Annotated in this window: 20 protein-coding genes, 1 tRNA gene and 1 pseudogene; 12 read left to right on the plus strand and 10 right to left on the minus strand. The window is 40.5% G+C overall.

Annotated elements, in window-relative coordinates:
* Window positions 1-96: 96 nt before the first annotated feature.
* The 5 genes from M1E86_RS17695 to M1E86_RS17715 all read right to left on the minus strand — a co-directional run bounded on the left by M1E86_RS17695 (window position 97) and on the right by M1E86_RS17715 (window position 4250).
* Window positions 97-804, minus strand: coding sequence for a helix-turn-helix transcriptional regulator (locus M1E86_RS17695; protein WP_426099185.1), 708 nt, complete (start codon window positions 802-804; stop codon window positions 97-99).
* Window positions 805-1015: 211 nt separating this feature from the next.
* Complete coding sequence (locus M1E86_RS17700) at window positions 1016-1852, minus strand: DUF932 domain-containing protein (protein ID WP_426099186.1); 837 nt, start codon at window positions 1850-1852, stop codon at window positions 1016-1018.
* Between the two features lie 13 nt (window positions 1853-1865).
* Window positions 1866-2291 (minus strand): antirestriction protein, encoded by a 426-nt coding sequence (locus M1E86_RS17705; protein WP_115350758.1) that lies wholly within the window; start codon window positions 2289-2291, stop codon window positions 1866-1868.
* 91 nt (window positions 2292-2382) lie between these two features.
* Window positions 2383-3255: a GTPase family protein gene (locus tag M1E86_RS17710; protein ID WP_426099187.1), complete on the minus strand. Its 873-nt coding sequence runs from the start codon at window positions 3253-3255 to the stop codon at window positions 2383-2385.
* A 56-nt stretch (window positions 3256-3311) separates the two neighbouring features.
* Window positions 3312-4250 (minus strand): hypothetical protein, encoded by a 939-nt coding sequence (locus M1E86_RS17715; RefSeq protein ID WP_369744284.1) that lies wholly within the window; start codon window positions 4248-4250, stop codon window positions 3312-3314.
* Between the two features lie 434 nt (window positions 4251-4684).
* Here M1E86_RS17715 and M1E86_RS17720 point away from each other — a divergent pair, with 434 nt between their 5' ends.
* From M1E86_RS17720 to M1E86_RS17755, 8 genes are all read left to right on the plus strand, one after another.
* Window positions 4685-5272, plus strand: coding sequence for an inovirus Gp2 family protein (locus M1E86_RS17720; RefSeq protein WP_161772711.1), 588 nt, complete (start codon window positions 4685-4687; stop codon window positions 5270-5272).
* Between the two features lie 105 nt (window positions 5273-5377).
* Window positions 5378-5587 (plus strand): helix-turn-helix transcriptional regulator, encoded by a 210-nt coding sequence (locus tag M1E86_RS17725; RefSeq protein WP_161772712.1) that lies wholly within the window; start codon window positions 5378-5380, stop codon window positions 5585-5587.
* A 277-nt stretch (window positions 5588-5864) separates the two neighbouring features.
* The gene (locus M1E86_RS17730) at window positions 5865-6110 is read left to right on the plus strand and encodes a hypothetical protein (RefSeq protein WP_426099188.1); all 246 of its coding nucleotides are present in this window, start codon (window positions 5865-5867) and stop codon (window positions 6108-6110) included.
* A 289-nt stretch (window positions 6111-6399) separates the two neighbouring features.
* Window positions 6400-7977 (plus strand): N-6 DNA methylase, encoded by a 1578-nt coding sequence (locus tag M1E86_RS17735; RefSeq protein ID WP_426099485.1) that lies wholly within the window; start codon window positions 6400-6402, stop codon window positions 7975-7977.
* The gene (locus M1E86_RS17740; RefSeq protein WP_202611897.1) at window positions 7961-9091 is read left to right on the plus strand and encodes a restriction endonuclease subunit S; all 1131 of its coding nucleotides are present in this window, start codon (window positions 7961-7963) and stop codon (window positions 9089-9091) included. The genes M1E86_RS17735 and M1E86_RS17740 overlap by 17 nt, the downstream gene beginning before the upstream one ends.
* Before the next feature lie 3 nt (window positions 9092-9094).
* Window positions 9095-12262, plus strand: coding sequence for a type I restriction endonuclease subunit R (locus M1E86_RS17745; RefSeq protein WP_426099189.1), 3168 nt, complete (start codon window positions 9095-9097; stop codon window positions 12260-12262).
* Window positions 12263-12313: 51 nt separating this feature from the next.
* Window positions 12314-12871: a hypothetical protein gene (locus M1E86_RS17750; RefSeq protein WP_426099190.1), complete on the plus strand. Its 558-nt coding sequence runs from the start codon at window positions 12314-12316 to the stop codon at window positions 12869-12871.
* Window positions 12872-12873: 2 nt separating this feature from the next.
* On the plus strand, window positions 12874-13704 hold the full coding sequence (locus M1E86_RS17755; RefSeq protein ID WP_161772714.1) for an ATP F0F1 synthase synthase: 831 nt from the start codon (window positions 12874-12876) through the stop codon (window positions 13702-13704).
* A 196-nt stretch (window positions 13705-13900) separates the two neighbouring features.
* Here M1E86_RS17755 and M1E86_RS17760 read toward each other — a convergent pair.
* The 3 genes and pseudogenes from M1E86_RS17760 to M1E86_RS17770 form a co-directional block, all read right to left on the minus strand.
* Window positions 13901-14122, minus strand: a pseudogene (locus tag M1E86_RS17760) (integrase); the annotation flags it as partial.
* A 62-nt stretch (window positions 14123-14184) separates the two neighbouring features.
* The gene (locus tag M1E86_RS17765) at window positions 14185-15432 is read right to left on the minus strand and encodes a tyrosine-type recombinase/integrase (protein ID WP_426099191.1); all 1248 of its coding nucleotides are present in this window, start codon (window positions 15430-15432) and stop codon (window positions 14185-14187) included.
* A 188-nt stretch (window positions 15433-15620) separates the two neighbouring features.
* Window positions 15621-15705, minus strand: a tRNA-Leu gene (locus M1E86_RS17770).
* Window positions 15706-16119: 414 nt separating this feature from the next.
* Between M1E86_RS17770 and ampH the strand changes: the two genes are divergently transcribed.
* On the plus strand, window positions 16120-17343 hold the full coding sequence (gene ampH, locus M1E86_RS17775; RefSeq protein WP_213913345.1) for a D-alanyl-D-alanine-carboxypeptidase/endopeptidase AmpH: 1224 nt from the start codon (window positions 16120-16122) through the stop codon (window positions 17341-17343).
* A gap of 203 nt (window positions 17344-17546) precedes the next feature.
* Window positions 17547-17993, plus strand: coding sequence for a hypothetical protein (locus M1E86_RS17780; protein WP_213913346.1), 447 nt, complete (start codon window positions 17547-17549; stop codon window positions 17991-17993).
* A 60-nt stretch (window positions 17994-18053) separates the two neighbouring features.
* Here M1E86_RS17780 and lptG read toward each other — a convergent pair whose 3' ends face one another.
* Together lptG and lptF are read right to left on the minus strand one after the other, a co-directional pair.
* Window positions 18054-19130 (minus strand): LPS export ABC transporter permease LptG, encoded by a 1077-nt coding sequence (gene lptG / locus M1E86_RS17785; RefSeq protein WP_125890626.1) that lies wholly within the window; start codon window positions 19128-19130, stop codon window positions 18054-18056.
* On the minus strand, window positions 19130-20227 hold the full coding sequence (gene lptF, locus M1E86_RS17790) for an LPS export ABC transporter permease LptF (protein ID WP_125890627.1): 1098 nt from the start codon (window positions 20225-20227) through the stop codon (window positions 19130-19132). Before lptF ends, lptG begins: the two co-directional genes overlap by 1 nt.
* Window positions 20228-20566: 339 nt before the next feature.
* Between lptF and pepA the strand changes: the two genes are divergently transcribed.
* Window positions 20567-22078 carry a leucyl aminopeptidase gene (pepA, locus tag M1E86_RS17795; protein WP_102138169.1) on the plus strand — a complete coding sequence of 504 codons (1512 nt, stop codon included), beginning with the start codon at window positions 20567-20569 and terminating at the stop codon, window positions 22076-22078.
* Between the two features lie 220 nt (window positions 22079-22298).
* Window positions 22299-22748 (plus strand): DNA polymerase III subunit chi, encoded by a 450-nt coding sequence (locus tag M1E86_RS17800; RefSeq protein WP_125890628.1) that lies wholly within the window; start codon window positions 22299-22301, stop codon window positions 22746-22748.
* Window positions 22749-22772 lie beyond the last annotated feature (24 nt).

The raw sequence follows: 22772 nt of genomic DNA on the forward strand, positions 1-22772 counted from the left end.
CGCGGCATATCCAGCCCGAGCCCCATGCAATGATGTCTTGTTCAGAAGAACAATGAGGGCAATGTGTGGGATGCGATGCTGGTGGGGCTAATAACGTCATGGTCGGCTCCTTTCTTTGCATGATGGAAGAGAGGTAAGTAATTGTGATATCAATCGAAAATGCGGTAATGCTGCGATAAAACTGTTTTGTTGTGACAGTTGCATCACTGCGTGTTTTGGTGTGAAGGGGGTATTTAGAGGCTGAACTTGCTGGATATCATCCAACAATAAAACATGCACTTGCTGGTGATATTCCGCTAGTAAATACCACTGGCCTTCACGGTAAATCAGTTGATAAGGTTGTAGCGGATTAAAACGACGCTCAGGTGTGAGTAGGCTAATGGAGTGTCTGCCTGTAATGGCATACACCAATTGATAGAAATGGTCTGCATGTAAAGCCGAAATCTTATGGGCGTGGTGCCAAATCAAACAAGGTGCATGAGGCTGCTGAGTTAACAGTAACCCGAGTAAGCGGCTGTCTAGCCCCGGAAACAATCGCGTCATTCCAATCTGTTTCACAAAGGTCAGAATATCTTTGTCTCGATAAGCTTTTAGCGTATTGATGGGCAAGCGATAACAACCTTGCCGACCTTCTACGCCTAGATAGGCCAAGCGTTCACGAAAATCCCGCTGTAACGTGCGTTCAGAAACATTGAACTCTTGGGCTAAACATGAGAGCACAAGGCTTTCTCCTGCCATTAAGCGGGCAATCAACGCAGAGAGTCGCACAGCCATGCGCTCATATTTTCGGTTGGTCTGAAACATAACGTATTGCTCTCAATAACAGACTTTAGGAAATTAAGAAATGAGGGAGTTTAACTTAGGGGATTGACAGGTTATGTCTGTTGGGAAAAATTCTCATTGGGCTTTTTAGTGAAAAATCACTATAAGTAATTCATTGATAAATAGCGTTATGCTTTTTATTTGAACAATAAGAAAGTAAGGCGTAACGACACAAACTGTCAGGGCGGGAAAATTAGTTGGGTTGGCGAGGGGCAAGTTGGTTAAATAAGGTATCCGCCATCACCCACAAGGCTTTATTGAGTTTGATATCGCCATCAATTCCATTAACTGAACGAGTGCGAGTACGTTTTCCTTTTGCAGTGCGGCCTGATAATCCCCCTTTAATCAAGTTCTCTTGTAAACGTTGGTACACCGTCCAAAGGTCTTCTTTTTTATCTTCAAAGCGTCGAGGCTGTAGAATTTGCTCTCGCGTGACGGGCTGGAACTCTTCACCAAAGCGGTAGGTCAAAGCCGCTTCAGCAAAGGCTTGCTGGGCTGGTGGGGGTAACAATAACGACTGCATACTTTCGCGTTTTTCAGCCACTTGCTCAAACGTATTGAGTACTTCATACGCCCCTTCAATCACTTTACCCAACACATCCCCTTTATGGGGTACACGCACTTCTCCTAATACATCACCGCACACCAAACCGTTAGAGCACACAGCTCTAAAAAGCCCCGGTAACATCTGATAGCTGCTTGAGCCATCATGGCTATTAAGCAGAATAATTTCAGGAACTTGTATACCCGTGATTTGGTCATGTCGCCGAAGTCGTAACATGTGCTTTGTATGCTCTCGACGACTGATATCCCGTACACGAGTCTGGCAAGCAAAAAACGGATAAAAGCCTTCTTTTTGCAGGCTATCTAACAAGGTGATGGTAGGAATGTAAGTATAACGTTCACTGCGAGAATCGTGTTTTTCTTCAGAAAATACACTCGGTACAGTACGGAATAACTCTTCTATGGTCAGTGGACGCTCACGACGAATACTGTTAGCAGAACCAAAACGAGACGCTAATAAACTCATGATAGACTCCTGATTAATCAATTAAGTGGAAAATGACAGCAGATTCAGAATGTTGTAACGCGTAGTCACGCAACTGATAAAAGCGGTCGCACATCACTTCGCTTTCTGTTTGGAATGACCAAATGCTATACAGGATCAGACACACTACAATCCCTGCCGCTTCTGGGCTCACGATGGCTTCATTGCCGTTATGTGGGTTGAATAGCGTAAGCTCCTCTTGATTTAAATCGGGATAAATAAAGGCGCTACCATTGGATAAAGTGCAATATTCCCAATACCCGCCGTAGTAGTCCTCACAAAACTGGCCCATGGTAGTAAAAATCACCACTTCAAAGGTGGTCCAGCCTTTCACGCTTCCGAAGTGATTGAGCCAAAAATCAAGGCGTTGCTCATCGGGGACGAGTGTCATTGCAATAGTGGATTCAGTTGTGTTATTCATTAGTTGATACTCCAAGAAAAAGAGATAAAAAAGCGCCAATCCCGTTAAGGACTGGCGCTGAGAGTGATAAGTAATGAGTTAAGTTAAGAAGCTAAAAGAACAGGCTCCACAAGGATTTAGCGACGGATACGATACTGTTTTTAACGCTGCTAACCGTACTTCTTATCAATGGCGGCAAAGGAATGATATCGATTAAGGCATCCACAATATCACTGACACATTGACTAAAATCGTTACGTGCGGCGTTTTCCACCGATTGGGTCCGGTAAGAGCTGTTCAGTTGCCTAGCTACCCCGCTACTGGCTTGCACCGGTAACGCCTGTATGAGCTGCTTTGCTAATTCAGTCAGTTGATAGTTTTCGATTGCAGATACAACCATCACAGGGTGGTACGGCTTAAAAGCTGTTACTACGGCTTGTTGTTTCAATTCCAAGTTAGCAGTTTGCTCTGAGGATGGCTGGTGGTTATGTTCATCCCACTGGCGGCAGGGCTCTATTTTATCGGCTTGGTTCAAGACAAATAGAAATCGCTTAGGTTGGTAGCCACATTGCTCGGTAAGAAAGCGATAGCATTGCTCATCGGAAGACCATGCTCGGTCATCGGCCTTGAGTACCCAAATGATTAAATCCAGTTCTGGTAACAAATTACGGTAGAGGCGGTGGTACTCTTTATCCCGTTCGATACTTTCCCCCACGCCGGGTAAATCTACAAAAGTGAGAGTATGGTTGTTCATCGCCATGCTGAAGCGTTGGGCTTGGCGTGTGCAGCCTGAAACATCACTCACAGGTGATAATGACGATTGGAATAGTGCGTTGATAAGACTGGATTTTCCCGCTCCCGTTTTACCCATCAAACCGATGGTGGGGGAGTAATTGATGAGCTGACTGAGTTGGTTAAAAAATGATGTTTTAAATGAAAAGGGAAAGGCTGCGAGAGCCTTCTCCAGTTCAATATGTTGATTCATACAAACTCCTTGAAAATAAAATTATCATTATTCAAGGTGATAATATATATTTGAAATTATTTTAAATTTTTCTTTTGAACTAACAGTATGAGTTCTTCAATAGAATCCCGTGGTAGATCAATTTGATCAATCATCGCCTCGATAATTTCGTTAATATTTTTATTATGATTTTTGGCTATTTTTTTTAATTTTACCATTGATGATTTGGAAATATACGTATTCAGTACAGCCTTATCTTTAACACCATCACGATATTTTTTTTGGCTCCAAGCTTTTCTTGTTTGAGATAGAAAAAGCTTGACCGCTTCTACACTTGAAATAATAGCCCAATAATCAAAACAGGAAATAATCAATTTCCATTTTTCATTTTGAATAAGAACATTAACATCATCATCAACAGCAATATTTGCGCGGATCATCCTCTCGGCTATCCATTTTAATGCTTCATTCTTTCTGGGTAAAAATAAAAAAGGATCGGGGTATTCTTTAGAAACAGACGAAGCTTTATCTTTCATGTAAAAGACTGTCTCATTAAAATCTTTAGGGTTTATAAACAAAACTAAAAAGTCCAAAAAACAAACAATATAATGAAAAGGGATATTCCTGCTCATGATAGGGTTCAAGTTCAAGGGAGAGTAATTATACACGCCAGTCATAATTGATGGGTAATCATTTTCTATAAGGTGTTTATTATACGACTTCATGAGAAAGTTTAAGATAACAAATGATATTCTTTCATCCGTTAAAAAAGATAATTGTTCTATTGGGATAATCTTTTTCTCTATCGTTCTGAGATAATAATCAACATTTTTAAATCTATTCCCGACATGCTGATTTAACTCACTAAGTAATGTACACACATTCTTATTCTTTGCTTCGGATATCATTTTATAAAGTTCATTAGGCGACAGTGTTTTTTCTGAAAACATATAGAACAGAACAGCATAATATTGTCTGCACTCCAAATAATTATCATTGACATTTATATTTATCATTTATTCTCCACGTAGTATTTTTTGCATATGTTTACATAGTATTTTACGTAGTGTTTAAGGTGTCATTGTACTACATGAAAAACCCTATTTATGTGCTAAAACTCACGATAACTGCACTAATTATTATTAGAGTAAAGGCTAATCTTTAGATAAGTTAATATCAGAGTTGACTCTCCTCAAAAAGAAGCTGCTCATTGTGGTTCAAAAACGCGCTGTCACGGGCATTGATGATAAGATAAAGAAAGGCTTTATCGTGTTGGTATAGTATTATTTTAATAAAGATAACCAGCATCATAACCACACCTAAAAGATTAAACATTACCCTGTCACTGACTCACCTATCCATATATTCATCATCTTGGTTAAATGATGAATGCCTATTTTTAACAACATCCCTTCTAGATATGAAATAAAACCAACCACAGGTATTAATCATGTCTAGTTACACCTACAATAAGCATTACATTCAAAAGATAAACCACACTATCCATAAAGCACTTTTAATTCACAATCGTGTTACGGCTATTCGGGTTGACTTGCGTTTCCCATCTAAAAATATATTTCACTTTAACGATTCGAGGGTCATCACTCGATTCTTTGAATCGTTAAAAGCCAAAATAAATGCTGACCTAAAACGTAAGAATAAAATATGGGAGCGTAACCACATATGCCCGTTATCTTATGTCTGGGTCAGAGAGTTCGGTGAGATAAACAACAAAAAACACTATCATATCCTTTTGCTGTTAAATAAAGATGTTTATTGGGGGTTGGGTGATTTTGTTAAAACTGAAGGGACGCTCTATGCATTAATACAGCAAGCATGGTGTAGTGCTATTGGTGTAAACTATCCTGATGAGCGTTATTTAATTCATATTCCAGATAATGCCATAACGTGGCTAGATAATAATAAACCCAATAATGAAAGCACTATATTCGAATTAAACCAGCGCTGTCGTTACTTAGCCAAAGAACATACAAAATATTATGGTGATAGTGAGCGTTCTTTTGGGTGCAGCCGTTAATCTACCAATAAAAAACATGAGGGGGATATCTTTTGCAAGAGAGATATCCCTAAACACTTATCGATATCCCTTCTGCCTTTTAACTTTAAAGACAGGAGTTCAATAATGACTACTCAAGCTATTTCCTTACTAGATGACCAATTCGTTGATATGAAATTTATAACCCACCTAACCGGTTTGACGGATAAATGGTTTTATAAATTGATACAAGATGGAGAGTTTCCTAAACCCATCAAACTGGGACGTAGCTCTCGCTGGCTAAAGAGCGAAGTTGAAAATTGGTTACAAGCACGTATTGCTGAATCCAGAGTCTAACCATCACATCACTCCCCTATTCTGCGTTAGTAACACCAACATTTAAGTCACACTTAAAACTCAACAATGAGAAAGTATCATGCTCTTCATAAGACATTGCTACGCCATTATTAGTTCTAGCTAGATAGCTTTACCAAGCTCAGTGTTTATCAGGGAATGTGTCACCCCTTCATCAAGAATAGCTACCATCCGTTGGTGGCTGATATAAGCTTTCCTGATAACGGCAGCACACCAGCTATCGTACCTTGTATGTCTATACCGCTTAATACACGGTAAAATGCTCCCTGAACCATTATCGGTACAATCTGATATGGATGTGAGCCTAGAGGTCTATAACCACCAACTGCGTTACCATCCGATGCTGGAGGACATTTTACTCAGTGAATGCATGCGACTTGGACAACGTTCGTTTACCAACAAACTGATTAGCCTGTTTAACCAGTTCAATAACCCTGAGTTACGTCCCAAACTAATGTGGCTATGCTGGTATGATTTGATGCTGGGTTTTCCGTCAGATGACTAGCTGAGAACATCTGGTGGAATGGGCCATTGGTAGGCAGGTGGAAAACTGGGGGCTGACGAGGATCGTGGATGATTATGTGTTATTTGGATAACCCCAATAATGTCTAAAATACTAATGCACCAAAAACATAAGTATCATTAATAATATAATACACTAAATAGCGATCCATACTTCATCATCAGGAAATCACAACTATTACAGCTATCATTTCATACTCAATAGTGCTTCCTAGTGGTTAGCTTAATATTCAGGTAACATTAACTAAAACTTTTTCATGGCAAATAAAAATATGGCTAAAGAATACACAAAAAAGAAAAATGAAAAGTCATTTGAGGAAATACTCTGGGATGCAGCTAACAAGCTGCGTGGTAGCGTTGAATCATCTGAATACAAACACATTGTTTTGAGCCTAATTTTTCTTAAATTCATCAGTGATACCTTCGAGAAACAGCGCCAGAAGCTAATTGTTGCTGGGCTAGAAAAACACATTGATATGGTTGCAGCCTATACCAAAGACAATGTGTTTTACCTACCAGAGGAGAGCCGTTGGAGTTTTATTCAGAAGAATGCGAAACAAGAAGATATTGCCCTTAAGGTTGATACCGCGCTGAGTACTATCGAAAAAACCAACAAAGCACTGCAAGGCGCATTGCCAGATAACTACTTTTCTCGTCTTAGTTTAGATGTTAGCAAGTTGTCTGCTTTGATCGATGTGATTAACAACATCAATACATTAGCCAATCCACACGAAGATGTAGTAGGCCGTGTATATGAATATTTCCTAGCTAATTTTGCTATCGCAGAAGGTAAGGGTAAGGGTGAATTCTACACGCCAAAGAGTATTGTGAATCTAATCGCAGAACTGATTGAACCATATAAAGGTAAAATTTATGACCCTTGCTGTGGTTCTGGTGGTATGTTTGTTCAATCAATGAAGTTCATTGAAAACCACAAAGGAAATAAAAAAGATGTCTCTGTGTATGGTCAGGAATACACAAGCGCAACATATAAACTGGCTAAGATGAATCTAGCTATTCGTGGTATCTCTGCCAACCTAGGTGCCGCCGCAAAAGATACCTTTGCCAATGATCAGCACGAAACCCTTAAAGCTGATTTTATTATGGCAAACCCTCCGTTTAACCAGAAAGATTGGCGAGCTTCTGACGAACTCGTTGATGATTATCGTTGGGATGGTTATGAAACTCCACAAACAGGCAACGCTAACTATGCTTGGATTTTGCATATGACTTCTAAGTTGTCAGAGAATGGAGTTGCAGGCTTCATTCTGGCTAATGGTGCATTATCAGGCGATGGCACAGAAAAAAATATTCGCCAGAAGCTTATCGAGAATGACTTAGTCGAAGCTATCATTATTCTGCCGATGAAGATGTTCTATACCACCGATATCAGCGTGACCCTTTGGGTTATTAATAAAAATAAAAGAGAGCGAACTGTTCCACACGAAGACCTTACTCGTCATTACCGTAACCGTGAAGATAAAGTGTTATTTATGGATTTACGGAAACACGGTGAACCATTCGAGAAAAAGTACATCCAGTTTTCTCCAGAAAAAATCTCAGAAATAGCTGAAACATTTCACACCTGGCAAGAAGTGCGAGCCGAAACCGAATACAAAAATATTGCTGAGTATTGTTACTCTGCGACTAAAGAAGAAATCGCAGCAAAAGATTATTCATTAGTTCCAAGTAAGTATATTGAATTTAAGAATCACGATGAAGATCTCGATTTTGATCAAAAAATGAGTCAAATACGAGATGACTTCACAATGCTTTTAAAGCAAGAAGAGAAATCTAAATCTGAACTTTTGTCTGTATTTGAAGAGCTGGGTTATGAGATCACACTATAAGCGTATTGGTGATTACGTCACCCTAGTTAAGCTAAAAAACACTGATGGGGCTATCTCTTCACTAAAAGGCATAAATATAAACAAACACTTTATGCCATCGGTTGCTAATGTAAATGGAACTGATCTTAGTACATACCGAGTGGTAAAGAAAAATCAATTTGCATTTAACCCAATGCACGTTGGTCGAGATGAGGTGCTACCCATTTCGATACTTGAAGATGATGAACCAATCATTGTATCGCCAGCATACGTAGTTTTTGAGGTAAAGGATGAAGAAGAACTTTTACCTGCATATCTGATGATGTGGTGCAGACGCTCAGAGTTTGACCGAAACGCTTGGTTTATGACTGACAATAGTGTTCGTGGTGGTTTTAGTTGGGCTGACTTTTGCAATATGAAACTACCAATCCCATCTATCGAGAATCAGCGTGAAATCGTGCGTGAATACAATGTGGTGAATGACCGTATTGCACTTAACGAAAAGCTAATGAATATGCTGGAGAAAAGCACATTTGCTTTGTTCGAAGAATATTTTCCAATACACGGACACGAAATTGAAACTGAGCATACGACTTTAGAACATTTAATTAGTTTTAATCCTAAGCACACCATTAAGAAAAATGCTGCAACAACTTACGTTGAGATGGCGAATGTAGCGGAAAACTGTATGACAATTGATAATCCTGTTGTCAGACCTTTTACAGCTGGCTCGAAGTTCAAAAACAATGATACGTTGCTTGCTCGTATCACCCCTTGTTTAGAAAACGGTAAAACAGCATTTGTAAATATTCTAAACGAGGATGAAATTGCTTATGGCTCGACCGAATTTATCGTTATGAGAAGTAAAGGAGTAGTCAGCCCATTTTGGATATATTGCTTAGCAAAAAATGAGAATTTTCGATCATATGCCATTAGTAGTATGGTTGGTTCGTCGGGAAGGCAAAGAGTTCACAGTGATTACCTGAAAGAGTACAGAGTTGATACTAGCGCATTAGAAGCTATGTCTGATTTCCATCGGTTAGCAACTCCAATATTCATATCAATTGCCAATAAGCACTATGAAAACAATAAATTAAAAGAGTTAAGAGAACTACTACTACAAAAGGTAGCGTAAAGAATGAAATTCACAGAAGAAAGGCTAGAACAAGCCATTATTGAACTGTTAGGGAAAGAAGGCTATCCACATACTCGTGGTGAGGCAATTGAGCGAGCACCTGAAGATGTGCTGATTAAGTCCGATCTTCGTGAATTTCTAGCCAAACGTTATCATGCCGAAGGCATTACAGCTTATGAGATAGAGCAAACTATCCATAAACTTGAGTACCTTCCCGCGTCGGATCTTTACGATACCAACAAAGCCATAATGAAGTTTGTCTCTGATGGTTTTTTGCTTAAGCGTGAAGACGCAAGCCAGAAAGATTTATACATTCAGTTCATTGATTACGTAGAACTCGATAAAAACTACTTTCGCATTGTTAACCAAATGGAGATACAAGGCTATGAGCTGCGTATCCCTGACGGCATCTTGTACATCAATGGTTTACCATTGGTGGTGTTTGAGTTTAAGAGCGCTGTTCGGGAGGAAGCGACCATTTATGATGCGTATAAACAGCTTACCACTCGTTATGACCGAGACATTCCTGAGCTATTTAAATACAACGCATTGTGCGTGATTAGTGATGGTGTGAATAATAAAATGGGGTCTTACTTTGCCCCATACGAGTTCTATTATTCTTGGCGTAAAATTACGGGTGAAGAGAAGCTGGATAAAAACGGTATTGACTCCCTCTTTACGATGATCTGCGGATTGTTTAATAAGAAGAGACTAACCGATGTAATTCGCCACTTTATCTACTTTCCTGATACCTCAAGCAAACAAGAAAAGATTGTTTGTCGTTATCCCCAGTACTACGCAGCAACAAAGCTTTTTGCCAATATCAAACAGCATCTGAAATGCTTTGATGAGCACGGTAAGTTGATAAGTGGTGACGGTAAAGGTGGTACGTACTTTGGTGCTACAGGTTGTGGTAAGAGCTACACAATGCTGTTCTTATCTCGTCTATTGATGAAAGATGCCGAGTTGGGTAGCCCAACAATCATTCTTATCACTGACCGTACCGATCTGGATGATCAGCTATCTGGTCAATTTACCAATGCGAAAGGTTATGTGGGTGATCAGAACATCATTAGTGTAGAAAGCCGTGCTGAACTCCGTGAACACATGAAAGGGCGTAAAAGTGGCGGTGTATTCCTGACTACCATTCATAAATTTACCGAAAATCTGGAGCTTCTAACAGATCGAACTAACGTTATCTGTATCTCGGATGAAGCACACCGCAGCCAAACCAACCTAGAGCAAAAAATTACCGTTACAGAAAACGGAGTGAGGAAGACTTACGGTTTTGCTAAGCATCTGCACGAATCCTTACCAAACGCTACTTATGTCGGCTTCACAGGTACACCGATTGACGCGACGCTGGATGTGTTTGGTCCGGTCGTTGATCGCTACACAATGACTGAATCGGTTTTCGATGAAATTACAGTCCGAATTATTTATGAAGGCCGAGCAGCTAAAGTGCTACTTGATGGTCGTCAACTCGATGAAGTAGAAAAATACTATAAAGAATGTGAAGACGCTGGAACAAACGAATACCAAATAGATAAAAGTAAAACGGCTATGGCGAGTATGTCTACCATACTAGGCGATCCAGATCGCATCAAAGCCATAGCGAAAGACTTTGTTGAGCATTATGAGAATCGTGTTGAAGAAGGCACGACTCAAAAAGGCAAAGCAATGTTTGTTTGTAGCAATCGTGAAATCGCTTATCAGTTCTACAAAGAACTGATTGCGCTTCGTCCTGAGTGGGATGCAGTGAAAGTCTGTGAGGATGGTGCGACTTTATCGGAAAGTGATAAGAAAAAAGTTAAGCCGATGGAACGAGTCAAGATGATTATGACTCGTGACAAAGATGATGATAAATCTTTGTGGAATAAGCTCGGTAGTAAAGAGTATCGTAAAGAGCTGGATCGTCAGTTCAAAAATGACAAATCAAACTTCAAAATCGCGATTGTCGTGGATATGTGGCTGACAGGCTTTGATGTACCGTTCCTCGATACCATCTACATTGATAAGCCATTGCAAAAACACAATCTGATCCAAACCATTTCGAGAGTAAACCGTAAATTCGAAGGTAAAGAAAATGGTCTGGTAGTCGATTACATCGGCATTAAAAAACAGATGAACCTTGCTCTTTCCCAATACACAGCAGGGCAAGATCAGAGCTTAGAAGATATCAAACAATCGGTCATTATTGTTAAGGATCACCTGAGCCTGTTAGATGGATTATTCCATAAATTCGACTCTAAACCGTACTTCAATGGCACACCTCTAAAACAGTTACATTGTTTAAATGCCTCTGCTGACTTTGCACTAAGAACCAAGAAGTTTGAAAAGACGTTTATGGATCTGACTAAGCGCCTCAAATCTGCTTATGACATTTGTGTGGGAAGCAGTGAGCTGACCAAAGCCCATAAAGACAAGATTCATTATTATCTCGCCGTTCGAACCATAGTATTTAAAATCACCACTGGCGGTGCGCCAGATGTAGAGCAAATGAACCGCAGAGTAAGGGATTTGGTTAAAGATGCTCTTATCAGTGATGGAGTCGAAGAGATCTTTAGGCTGGGTGAGAAAGACGGTGGCGAGATTGATATATTCGATGATGATTATCTTGCCAAGCTGGAGATGGTGAAGCAGCCCAATACGAAACTTCAACTGCTTCAGCAAATGCTTGCTAAGGCGATTGGCGAGTTTAAAAAGACCAACAAAGTGAAAGGTATCGACTTCACCAAGAAAATGAATATGTTAGTTGAAAAGTACAATGAGCGTGACGAAAAAGATGTCCTTCGCTCGGAAGTAATCAATGATTTTTCTGATGAAATTATCAACCTTTACAATGAACTACGTGCTGAAATGGCCTCGTTTGGTGAAATGGGGATAGATTTTGAAGAAAAAGCGTTTTACGACATACTCATTTCACTAGCTCATAAGTACGACTTTACCTACCCAGAAGAGAAGCTGCTTGGTCTGTCCAAAGAAGTGAAGAAAGTCATTGATGATAAAGCCAAGTACACCGATTGGAACAAACGAGACGACATCAAAGCTGAACTGCATTTCGACTTGATTATCTTGCTTGATGAATGGGGATACCCACCAATCGACCGTGATGAAGTGTATAAAGAGATTTTCGAGCAGGCAGAAAATTTCAAACGTAACCGAGCATAAGAGATTGTCAATAATTATGACTTAAAATTATATGCAAGCGAAGGATGTATAATGAATATTCTATTTCGGCTTTTGCTAACATTTAATGCGACATCACTCTTAGTGATAATTTTTATTGTACAAAAAGGATACACGTTATCGTATTTTTTTGACACAACAATCAGTCAGTTAAGCTGGATTACTGTGATACCAAATATGACGTCATATTTTCTTTATGTTCTTATCCCAATATTTTTTACTGGTATCAGTCTATTACTAAGCAAAAGACTTGGAAAAGATGAGTTCAAAAAAGGTAATATAATAAGTATTGAGTATGCTAATAATAGTTTTTTACCCAGCTATCTAGGCTATTTTTTTGTTGCACTCAGCGTTGGAAGTTGGGAATCTTTGTGGTTTGTATACAGCATTTTATTTATTTTTACTTTTTTGTCTCAGGCCCTCTATTTTAACCCTCTATTCCTGGTGTTTGGTTATACGTTTTACAATGTAACAACTATAAACGGAACAGTAATATTTTTAATTAGTCGCCAAAAATATAAAACACCTTGTGATATCGAAATATCAACTGCCTTTAGGATTAATAACTATACATTTATTGAACGGAGCTAGTAATGGATCATGTATTAATTAAGGTAAAAGGGCTTCGTAAGAAGCCATATCGTAAGTTAATTTCAGATTATAAGCTTTTTGAAACCGTTGATATCAATGTTAATTATTGCGTTACATATAGCCCTGATCATAATTTAGATGAGGATACATGGTTTAAAGTTGAACAATTCAGTCAGCAGCCGTATAACCTCGGTATATTTAATCAACCATTTGATTCTAAAGACTATGATGACGCAACTAAAGAGCAATTTTCAAAAATATCATATCTAGTTTCAGTTCAAGATCAGGGGTTTTATTTTCAAAAAATCACACCAGCACTTTTCATTCGGAAAAAAATAATCGCATTTGGTGAGTCCGCTAAAATTGAAAAAAGTGAAAACCGATTAGTAATTAACACAATTCCTGATGCAGTTTATATAAAAGCATCTGACACTTTAGCTTTCCGTAATTTAGCTACTATCTCTAGTATTTTTCCTGGAATTGACATGCTTTATAAAGAAGCAACGAATGAAGAAGTTGAGGATTTTTTATCTGAGCCTTTTATTGAACTCAGTAATGAATACGAAGCAGAAAAAGTATCAAAGCCTAACCGAAAACGAATAGCACTAGCAATGGCTACACTTGCCACCATGTCTTCTGAAGACAAAGTCAATATGTTGACTTATATTGGTGGATACTGTGACCAGCGATTAAATTTCGATCAGGAAAATAATAAATTCCTAATTTCAACAGACGAAGAGTTGAAACATCTTCTTTACGGGATTGAACAACGCTTTTATACAACTCCCTTTGGGCATGAAAAAAGGTTAGCTAACTCTGTACAGGCTTTATAATAGCTAACCCTGATTAATTACTATTTTCAAGCTTTCTGGAAAGAAATTTAGTCATGATTTCTTGAAGTAATAGCTTACAGTCTATTATAGCCATCTTTAAATCCAGACGTAAAGATGGCTGTAGTTATCACTTAAAATTTACACTAACCACATTATCCAGACCCCTCTCCAACTCATCCATGTAATCCGCATACCGCTACATCATTTCTCTGTGCCCATCTACATACTGAACATGGTTATACATGTCACGGTTCGCGTTCTTATCGATATGTGTGAGCAGAGTTTCAACCCATGCTAAGTTAAAACCTTTCTCATGCAAAATAGTCCCCATCTCGTGGAGAAAATCATGTCCTGTTAACTCTCCCTCATACTCAAGCAATTAAATAACCTGATTTACACTTTCTTTACTGTCCAGCTTTTGATGAGCATTTAGCAAGGTATGTAAAACTGTATCTGCATGCCTCACACTATCTCGTTGCTTTATTTCGCAAAACTAAACGGCGGAATCTCCTTCTCCCTATTCGCATCCAGATAATCTGCCCACCACTGTACCATCAGTCGCCTTTCCTCAATATGTTCTGCCTTATGAATATAAGCAGCTCTTACTGAGTTACGTTCTTGATGACTCATTTGCCTTTCTACTGCATCCTTCGACCATAGCCCTGACTCAATCAACGAACTACAGGCCATTGTTCTAAACCCATGACCACAGACTTCCGTCTTCGTATCATAGCCCATCACACGTAATGCATTGTTTACCGTGTTTTCACTCATAGGTTTTCTAGGGTTATGATCGCCAATAAAAATCAGCTCATGGTTGCCGCTGAATTGATAGATCTGTTTTAAGACCTCAATGGCTTGTCTACTTAAAGGAACTAAATGGGTAGTGCGCATTTTTGATCCACGATGTGAGTGTTTCACCCCTTCTATCGCTTCGCGTTCAGCAGGGATCGTCCACATCGCATTGTCAAAATCGATTTCATCCCAACGGGCGAAACGCAGTTCACTTGAACGAATGAAGACTAACAAGGTAAGTTTGACTGCAAGTTTAGTTAAAGGTCTTCCCTTATAACCATCAATGCGTTGTAAAAACTCAGGTAAGCGTTTAAGTTCTAATGCCGCTCTATGGACTCGTTTACCCGTAGCAACTGCACCAGCCATATCTTGTGCAGGGTTATAGTCGATTAAACCGCTTTGCACAGCATAACGCATAATGGCTGTCACACGTTGTTGTAAACGTGCAGCCACCTCAAGACGTCCAGACATCTCTACGGCTTTAATCGGTTCGAGTAGATCTCGAGTTTTTAGTTCAACAATATTACGTTTACCAATAGCAGCAAAAATATTGTCCTCAAGGCTTTTTAGCACTCGATGGCTATGCCCTTCTGACCACTTCTTATTAGTTGCATGCCAATCACGAGCTACCTTCTCAAAGGTATTAAATTCCTTTTGTTGCTCTTCTTTCACTTCTTTGCGTTTTTCGCTTGGATCAAAACCATTAGCAATTAACTTTCTGGCAGCATCTCTTTTCTCCCTGGCTTCTGCGAGTGAGATTTCAGGATAGATACCCAGAGCTAACATTTTTTGCTTACCGCCAAAGCGATACTGTAAACGCCAATATTTTGAGCCGTTGGTATGTACCATCAAGTGCATACCATCACCATCAGTCAATTTATACGATTTATCCAAAGGCTTGGCAGCCCTGACTTTAGCATCAGTAAGAGCCATGATTTATCTCCTTCTGTTGGTACAAACTATTATCGAATCGAGAGATACCAACACATATACCAACAGTAGGTACTTGATGTGGGTTGACCTTAGTATACTTGGGAAGACTGAAAAGTGGGGAAAAGCCTTGTAAAACTGGGATTTCAGATACAAAAAAAGACGTCGGTTGACGTCTCTTGATGTTCTTATGGTGCCGAAGGCCGGACTCGAACCGGCACACCCGAAGGCGGTTGATTTTGAATCAACTGCGTCTACCAATTCCGCCACTCCGGCACGAAGTGATGTGTTTCTTGGAAAACGCTGCCATTATACTTGCCTTGTGTCTACTGGCAACACTTATTCGTGAAGTTACAGTTTGTTCGATTAAAAAAAAAGCATATTCCCTAGATTTAATAAAATCATTGGGAAAGCTTCTTTTGTTTATATCTCGATTAATGAGTATGTTAACTTCTCCCAAATTATTTTTCTTATCGCGAGGCTCTGTGACTGGCGGCAGGTCATTATTTTTGTTAGTTTATCTGCAATCTAATGTCAATATTTAAGGTTTAATCATGGGTTTTGTTGGGTGGATAGCAACAGGTATCTTTATTGGCATCTTAATTGGTGTCGTAATGAAGATTTTCGCTAAGAAAAAATAATATTGGCTGAAAGGCTATTTGCAAACAATCATATCGGCTGGCTTCCAACATGAAGAAATCATTTCTAAAAGTTCTGTCTGTATCTGCATTATCTTTAGTGTTAATGGCATGTTCAAGTAAGACAGAAAAAGCACCAAAATTTCTGCAAAGTAATGATGTTGAATCCTCAGACTGGCAGGTTTTTGAGGGAGATAGAAGGACTTACGAGCGTGTCGCTAAGATTGTCGACTTATATACTAATCGCATTTTTAATGAAAGCAATGCACGGGGCATGGCTATCATTGTTATTGATAATAATCAGGCGTTATCGCGCTATTATGGTGAAACCGCACCGGGTAATGGTAAAAAACCGGGCCCTAATTCATTAATTCGTATTGCATCAATTACCAAATTAATGACAAGCGAAATATTAATTAAGCTCGAGCAAGATAAGAAACTGTTAATTACTGATCCGTTGCAACAATATGCCTACCACGGTGTTACTATTCCTGATAATGCCAGTGGGCAACCTATTCGCTTATACCATTTAGCAAGCCATACCAGTGGGTTACCTCGCGAACAACCCGGTGGGAAATGGGGGCGCCCTGTTTTTATTTGGCCAACTCAAGATAACCGCTGGACATGGCTAAAAACAGGCAAGTTAGATGCAACACCGGGGACAGAAGCGTCCTACTCCAACCTTGCATATGATTTACTCGCTGATGCGATGGTTAAAGCATCTGGGCACTCCTATCCGCAGTTATTTAGCCATTATGTGACGTCTCCGGCTAAGATGACAAATACCACTTACACGCCAAATAATGCTCAATGTGCCCGTTTAATGGAAGGAACGAAACCCAGCCCTTGCCATAACACACTCGCAGCAGCAGGCAGTGGTGGTGTGTATTCTACCCCTGCAGATATGCAAAAATGGATGCAACAATTTTTATCGACAGACAGTAACTTAAGAAAAGTCACAGCAGCCCGTGAACAAGGTATCTATTTCCCACGTGAAAAGCTTTTAGAAATTAAAGGGATGGATGTTGCAGGCCATGCTGATGGACTCGGCCTTGGGTGGGTGTATATGAAACCTAAAAATGGCACTCCGGGAATTTATCAGAAAACCGGTGGTGGTGGCGGGTTTAATACCTATATGGCAATGATCCCACAGCAAAATATTGGGGTATTTGTAGTAATGACCCGCAAAGATAACAGTAAATTCAGTAAATTAACGATTGGCGTTAACGAACTAGTAGCCTCATTGTCTACTAACCACGCTTATGGGAAACATTGAAGGAGTACCGCCGAAGCATTACAAACAATGGCGAGTTACACCCCGACCTTAAAACGTGGATTTACCCGTATTATCACGTTAATTGCGACAACAGCCTGAGATATTCAGGCTGTTTTTAATAATTTCACTATTCATTTTTAGAATCAATTATCTAATCTTCTCGGTAATCTTTTAGCTACTTTATCCACAACTGCAAAGCTAAAATGAGAACTAAAAATTACGCGACATCACCCAGTAGCCATCCCACTCTGGCCCATAAAACAAGTCAATCCGAATTGACGAGTATCCTCAATAACATTAAAAACCACAAAGTTAAATATTCCCAACACATCGAAGAGAAACCAATTAGCCCTCTATTTCCTTGTAAGTATTTAGGCGATTTTGAAATGCAGGCTATTCGAGCTTATCGGCAAGAAGAGAGGCGAATTTATCGTGAAAAATGTCAGAAAGCGTTTAGATTCAAAGCCCATAGTAGTCTGTGTGGGGGAATGTTTTCCCTTGCTCAACAACTGGCTAATCGCAGTGGCGAAAATATTTTAGCGATTATTGATAACCCAGCAAATACATCTATCGTCAGGAAAAAGTTATTCCAACCACAAACTGGGTTATTAACCTATATCAGCGCTCTAGGTTACGCACTGTTTGGCTAATAATAAAAAACGGTAGACTGTTCAAGTTACTACCGTTTTTTATTTTTCATTGGCCTGCCATTATTTTCGTTTGACTAGTAAAACAATACTCACAATCAAAAACAGCAAACTCGGTAAAACAGCGGCAATGATAGGGGGGACCGAATAAACCAAACTCCAGTTACCAAACCCTTGGTTAAGAACGTAAAACAAGAACCCACCCACAATACCTGAAATAACCCGCACTCCCATCGGTACGGTTCGCAGTGGCCCAAAAATAAATGAGACGGCCATTAGCATCATGACGGCAGCGGATAATGGCGCTAATATTTTTTTCCACATACTGAGTTCATAAACCGCAGCGACTTGACCACTCTCTTTTAAATACGAGACATATTGATACAAGCCCCGAATGGATAACGAGTCAGCATTCAGTGAAACTATACCCAGTTTTTCTGGGGTCAGATTGGTTTTCCAATCTACAGTGAGTCGCTGTGAACCTGTGATTTTTTTCTCACTACTTAAAATTGACTCATCCACTTGAGATAAAACCCAAAGTTGATTTGTTGCGTCATACTCACCGTTTGCGGCAAACATGACTGACTTCAACTTACGTTGATCATCAAAGCGGTAAACCGAAACATCTTGAATCGAGGTCGCATTATTAATCCGCTGAATATGGATAAAATCATTAGCATCTTTTGCCCACATCCCCTCATCGGTCACCACTAATGAGTTACCCACAATTTTTTCTGCGCGGTAGTTTCTTGCCCACTGCTCACCCGCCGGCGCAATCCACTCACCGATAAACATAGCGACAATGACCAATGGAACTGCCGTTTTCATCACTGATAATGCAATTTGTAATCGGGTAAAGCCGGAAGCTTGCATGACCACTAGCTCACTACGTGAAGCCAGTGCACCTAGCCCCATGAGTGCGCCCAACAATGCCGCCATTGGGAAGAAAATATCAATATCTTTTGGGACAGTTAATAAGGTGAATACACCTGCGCTCAATGCCGTATAGTCGCCATCGCCTACTTTGCGAAGCTGCTCGACAAATTTAATGATCCCTGCCAGTGAAACGAGCAGAAATAGCGTCACTAAAATCGAATTTAAGATGGTTCGACCGATATACCTATCTAAAACACCAAACATCAGGCAACCCCTTTACTCAATTTAAGACGCATACGGCGCACTGGGACGGTATTCCACGCATTTAAAACGATCGCCAATATCAAATACCCCACATTCACCGCCCACATGGTATACCTTGGGTCGAGGTCGCCTTTATCGGCACTATTACGCAATGTGCTCTGTAATAGAAAGAAAATAAGGTACAGCAGCATTGCAGGAAGCATACTCAACACCCGCCCCTGACGTGGGTTAACCTCGCTTAACGGCACAACCATCAAAGCCATGACAACAACAGAGAAAACAATCGTTAAACGCCAATGGAACTCTGCGTTCACTTCAGGTGTATTTTCAGACCACAGCTGCAACATATTTTTTTGCTCGACTCGGTCACTACGCGTTTCTGCCGTTTGGTGATCAACAATGGCTTGGTAATTAACAAAGTCAGTTATGCGAAAATCGCGCAGTAGCGCTGTTCCTTCATAACGAGTTCCTTCATTTAGAACAACGACTTGACGGCCATCTGGGTCTTCTTTCATATAGCCGCTATCCGCAACCACAACAGAAGGCCGTTGTTCATTTGCAGCACGTAGTTGAGCAAGAAATACGTTTCTAAAGTTATTCCCTTTTACATCACCGATGTACAGCACATAGTTGCCATCTTTAGTGGTTTTAAATTGCCCTTCTACCATGGCCGCTAGCCCTGGGTTCGCTTTCGCATCCGCCAATACTTGCTCTTGATATTGAGACGACCATGGCAGCATCCACGTAATGTTAGCAACCGCGACCATCGCGGTAATCACGGCAAGGACCAATGCGGCTTTCACTAAAACACTTTTGCCTAAACCGCAGGCGTGCATTACCGTGATTTCACTTTCAGTATAAAGTTTACTGTAGGTCATCAAAAGCCCAAGGAATAGGCTTAAAGGTAAGATAAGCTGCGCCATTTCAGGCACACCTAACCCCAGCAAAGGAAGTACTAAGTTTGAGGGAATATTGCCCTGAACCGCTGCGCCAAGAATATCTATCGACTTCTGACTAAAAAAGATTAGCATCAATACAAAAAGTATGGCTAACTGACTTTTCAGGGTTTCCCGTACCAAATATCTAATAATGATCACGCTTATTACGCCTGTGAAAACTTGTCTTTTGGGAAGAAAATGGCTAAGTTCGTTCGATGTCTGCCATTTACTAACATATACTCTAGTTTATTGTATGGCTACAATGATATAAAAGCATTCTCTGTACTGATAGAAATATCAGAACATGCTTAATATTCGAGAAACCAGATATACCCGCCATACTTCATGGTGTATTGCGATTAACAGCATACAACGTGAGCTATTTCGCGTATAGATGGTTAGTTTAACATAAAGAGTTCATTCTCTATGAGGTAGATCATGCGAAACGCTAATTTTAGCGGGAGCATCGGCCTTTGTCTTTAAGATTCAGGAGAACGCATGGAGTTTAGTGTAAAAAGTGGTAGCCCGGAAAAACAACGCAGTGCGTGTATTGTTGTCGGAGTCTTTGAACCACGCCGTCTGTCCCCAATTGCTGAACAGCTGGACAAAATAAGTGACGGATATATCAGCGCCCTGCTGCGCCGCGGCGAACTTGAGGGTAAAGTGGGGCAATCCCTGCTACTCCATCATGTACCCAACGTTCTGTCTGAACGCATTCTACTTATCGGTTGTGGTAAAGAACGCGAATTAGATGAGCGCCAATTTAAACAAATTATTCAGAAAACAATCAGTACGTTAAATGAAACGGGCTCAATGGAAGCCGTCTGTTTCTTAACTGAATTACATGTCAAAGGCCGCAATAACTACTGGAAAGTTCGTCAAGCTGTCGAAACAGCGAAAGAATCGCTGTATGTGTTTGATCAACTGAAAAGTAATAAAACAGAACATCGCCGCCCATTGCGTAAACTGGTATTCAATGTACCAACACGCCGTGAATTAACCAGTGGTGAGCGGGCTATTTCTCACGGGTTAGCTATTGCATCCGGGGTGAAAGCAGCGAAAGACTTAAGTAACATGCCGCCAAACATCTGTAATGCAGGTTATTTAGCGTCCCAAGCACGTCAATTAGCCGATATTTCAGATAGCAAACTCACCACTCGAGTGATTGGTGAAGAGCAAATGAAAGAGTTAGGAATGAACGCCTATCTCGCGGTGGGTCAAGGTTCACAAAATGAATCGCTAATGTCCATCATGGAATATAAAGGCAGTTCAGACCCTGAAAGTAAGCCAATCGTTTTACTTGGTAAAGGTCTAACCTTTGACTCTGGCGGTATTTCAATCAAGCCATCCGAAGGCATGGATGAAATGAAGTACGATATGTGTGGTGCCGCAAGTGTGTATGGCGTCATGCGCTTTATCACTGAGTTGCAACTGCCAATCAACGTGATTGGGGTATTAGCTGGCTGTGAAAACATGCCAGGCGGCCGCGCTTATCGTCCGGGTGACATCCTAACGACGATGTCAGGGCAAACCGTTGAAGTCCTCAATACCGATGCCGAAGGCCGTTTAGTTCTGTGTGATGCTCTCACCTATATTGAGCGTTTTGAGCCTGAGCTGGTTATCGATATTGCGACCTTAACCGGGGCTTGCGTGATTGCATTAGGTAGCCACTATACTGGTTTGATGTCAAACCATAACCCACTGGCTCACGAACTGTTAAATGCATCTGAGCAAGCGGGCGACCGCGCATGGCGTCTACCATTAGCGGATGAATATTTTGACCAAATCACACCGAATTTTGCGGATTTAGCCAATACGGGTGGGCGTCCAGCAGGGGCTATCACTGCAGGTTGCTTCCTGTCTCGTTTTGCCACGAAATATAACTGGGCACACCTTGATATCGCAGGGACTGCTTGGCGTTCTGGCGCAGCGAAAGGGGCAACTGGTCGCCCTGTTTCCATGCTCGCACAGTTCTTATTGAACCGTGCTGGCCTTAATGGTGATGATTAATCCCATTTAGTGATTTAGCGGTATATCACTCGTAAAAATATCCCGATGAGCAATAGCGATTCGGGATATTATTTTTGGTTTTTTGATACGCCAAGAAAGCCATTTTGAGCCAGCTATAAAAAAGGTTATAATTCAGCATAGAAATAATCTGGCTTTCAGTCACCAAAAGAACATAACCAACAACCCTGCAAACTGAAGTATGACGGGTATAGACGGGCATATGAAAAAAGGTACATTTTACCAGCTACAGCAGCCCTCACCACAAGCGGAATATGAAGCCCATGAATGGCTTGCTTGTGAGCTTGCGGCTCAGCTATGGCGCAGTGGAAAGCGCGTTTTGATTGCTTGCGAAACACAGCAACAAGCTGAAAAGATTGATGAAGCCCTGTGGCAACGCGATCCGCACCAGTTTGTCCCGCACAATTTGGCGGGTGAAGGGCCACGTTATGGTGCACCGATCGAAATTTGCTGGCCAGCTAAACGGGGAAATACTCCTCGTGATATTCTGATTAATTTACAAAATCAATTCGCAGATTTTGCCACGGCTTTCCATGAAGTGGTAGACTTCGTACCTATTGATGAAACTTTAAAACAGTTGGCGCGTGAACGGTATAAAACTTACCGTAGCGTCGGCTTCAATTTGACTATGGCGGCGCCGCCAACTTACTGAATATAAAAAGATAATGGAAAAGAA

The organism is Providencia sp. PROV200, assembly GCF_049901995.1.
GTDB classification, from domain to species: Bacteria; Pseudomonadota; Gammaproteobacteria; order Enterobacterales; family Enterobacteriaceae; genus Providencia; species Providencia rettgeri_E.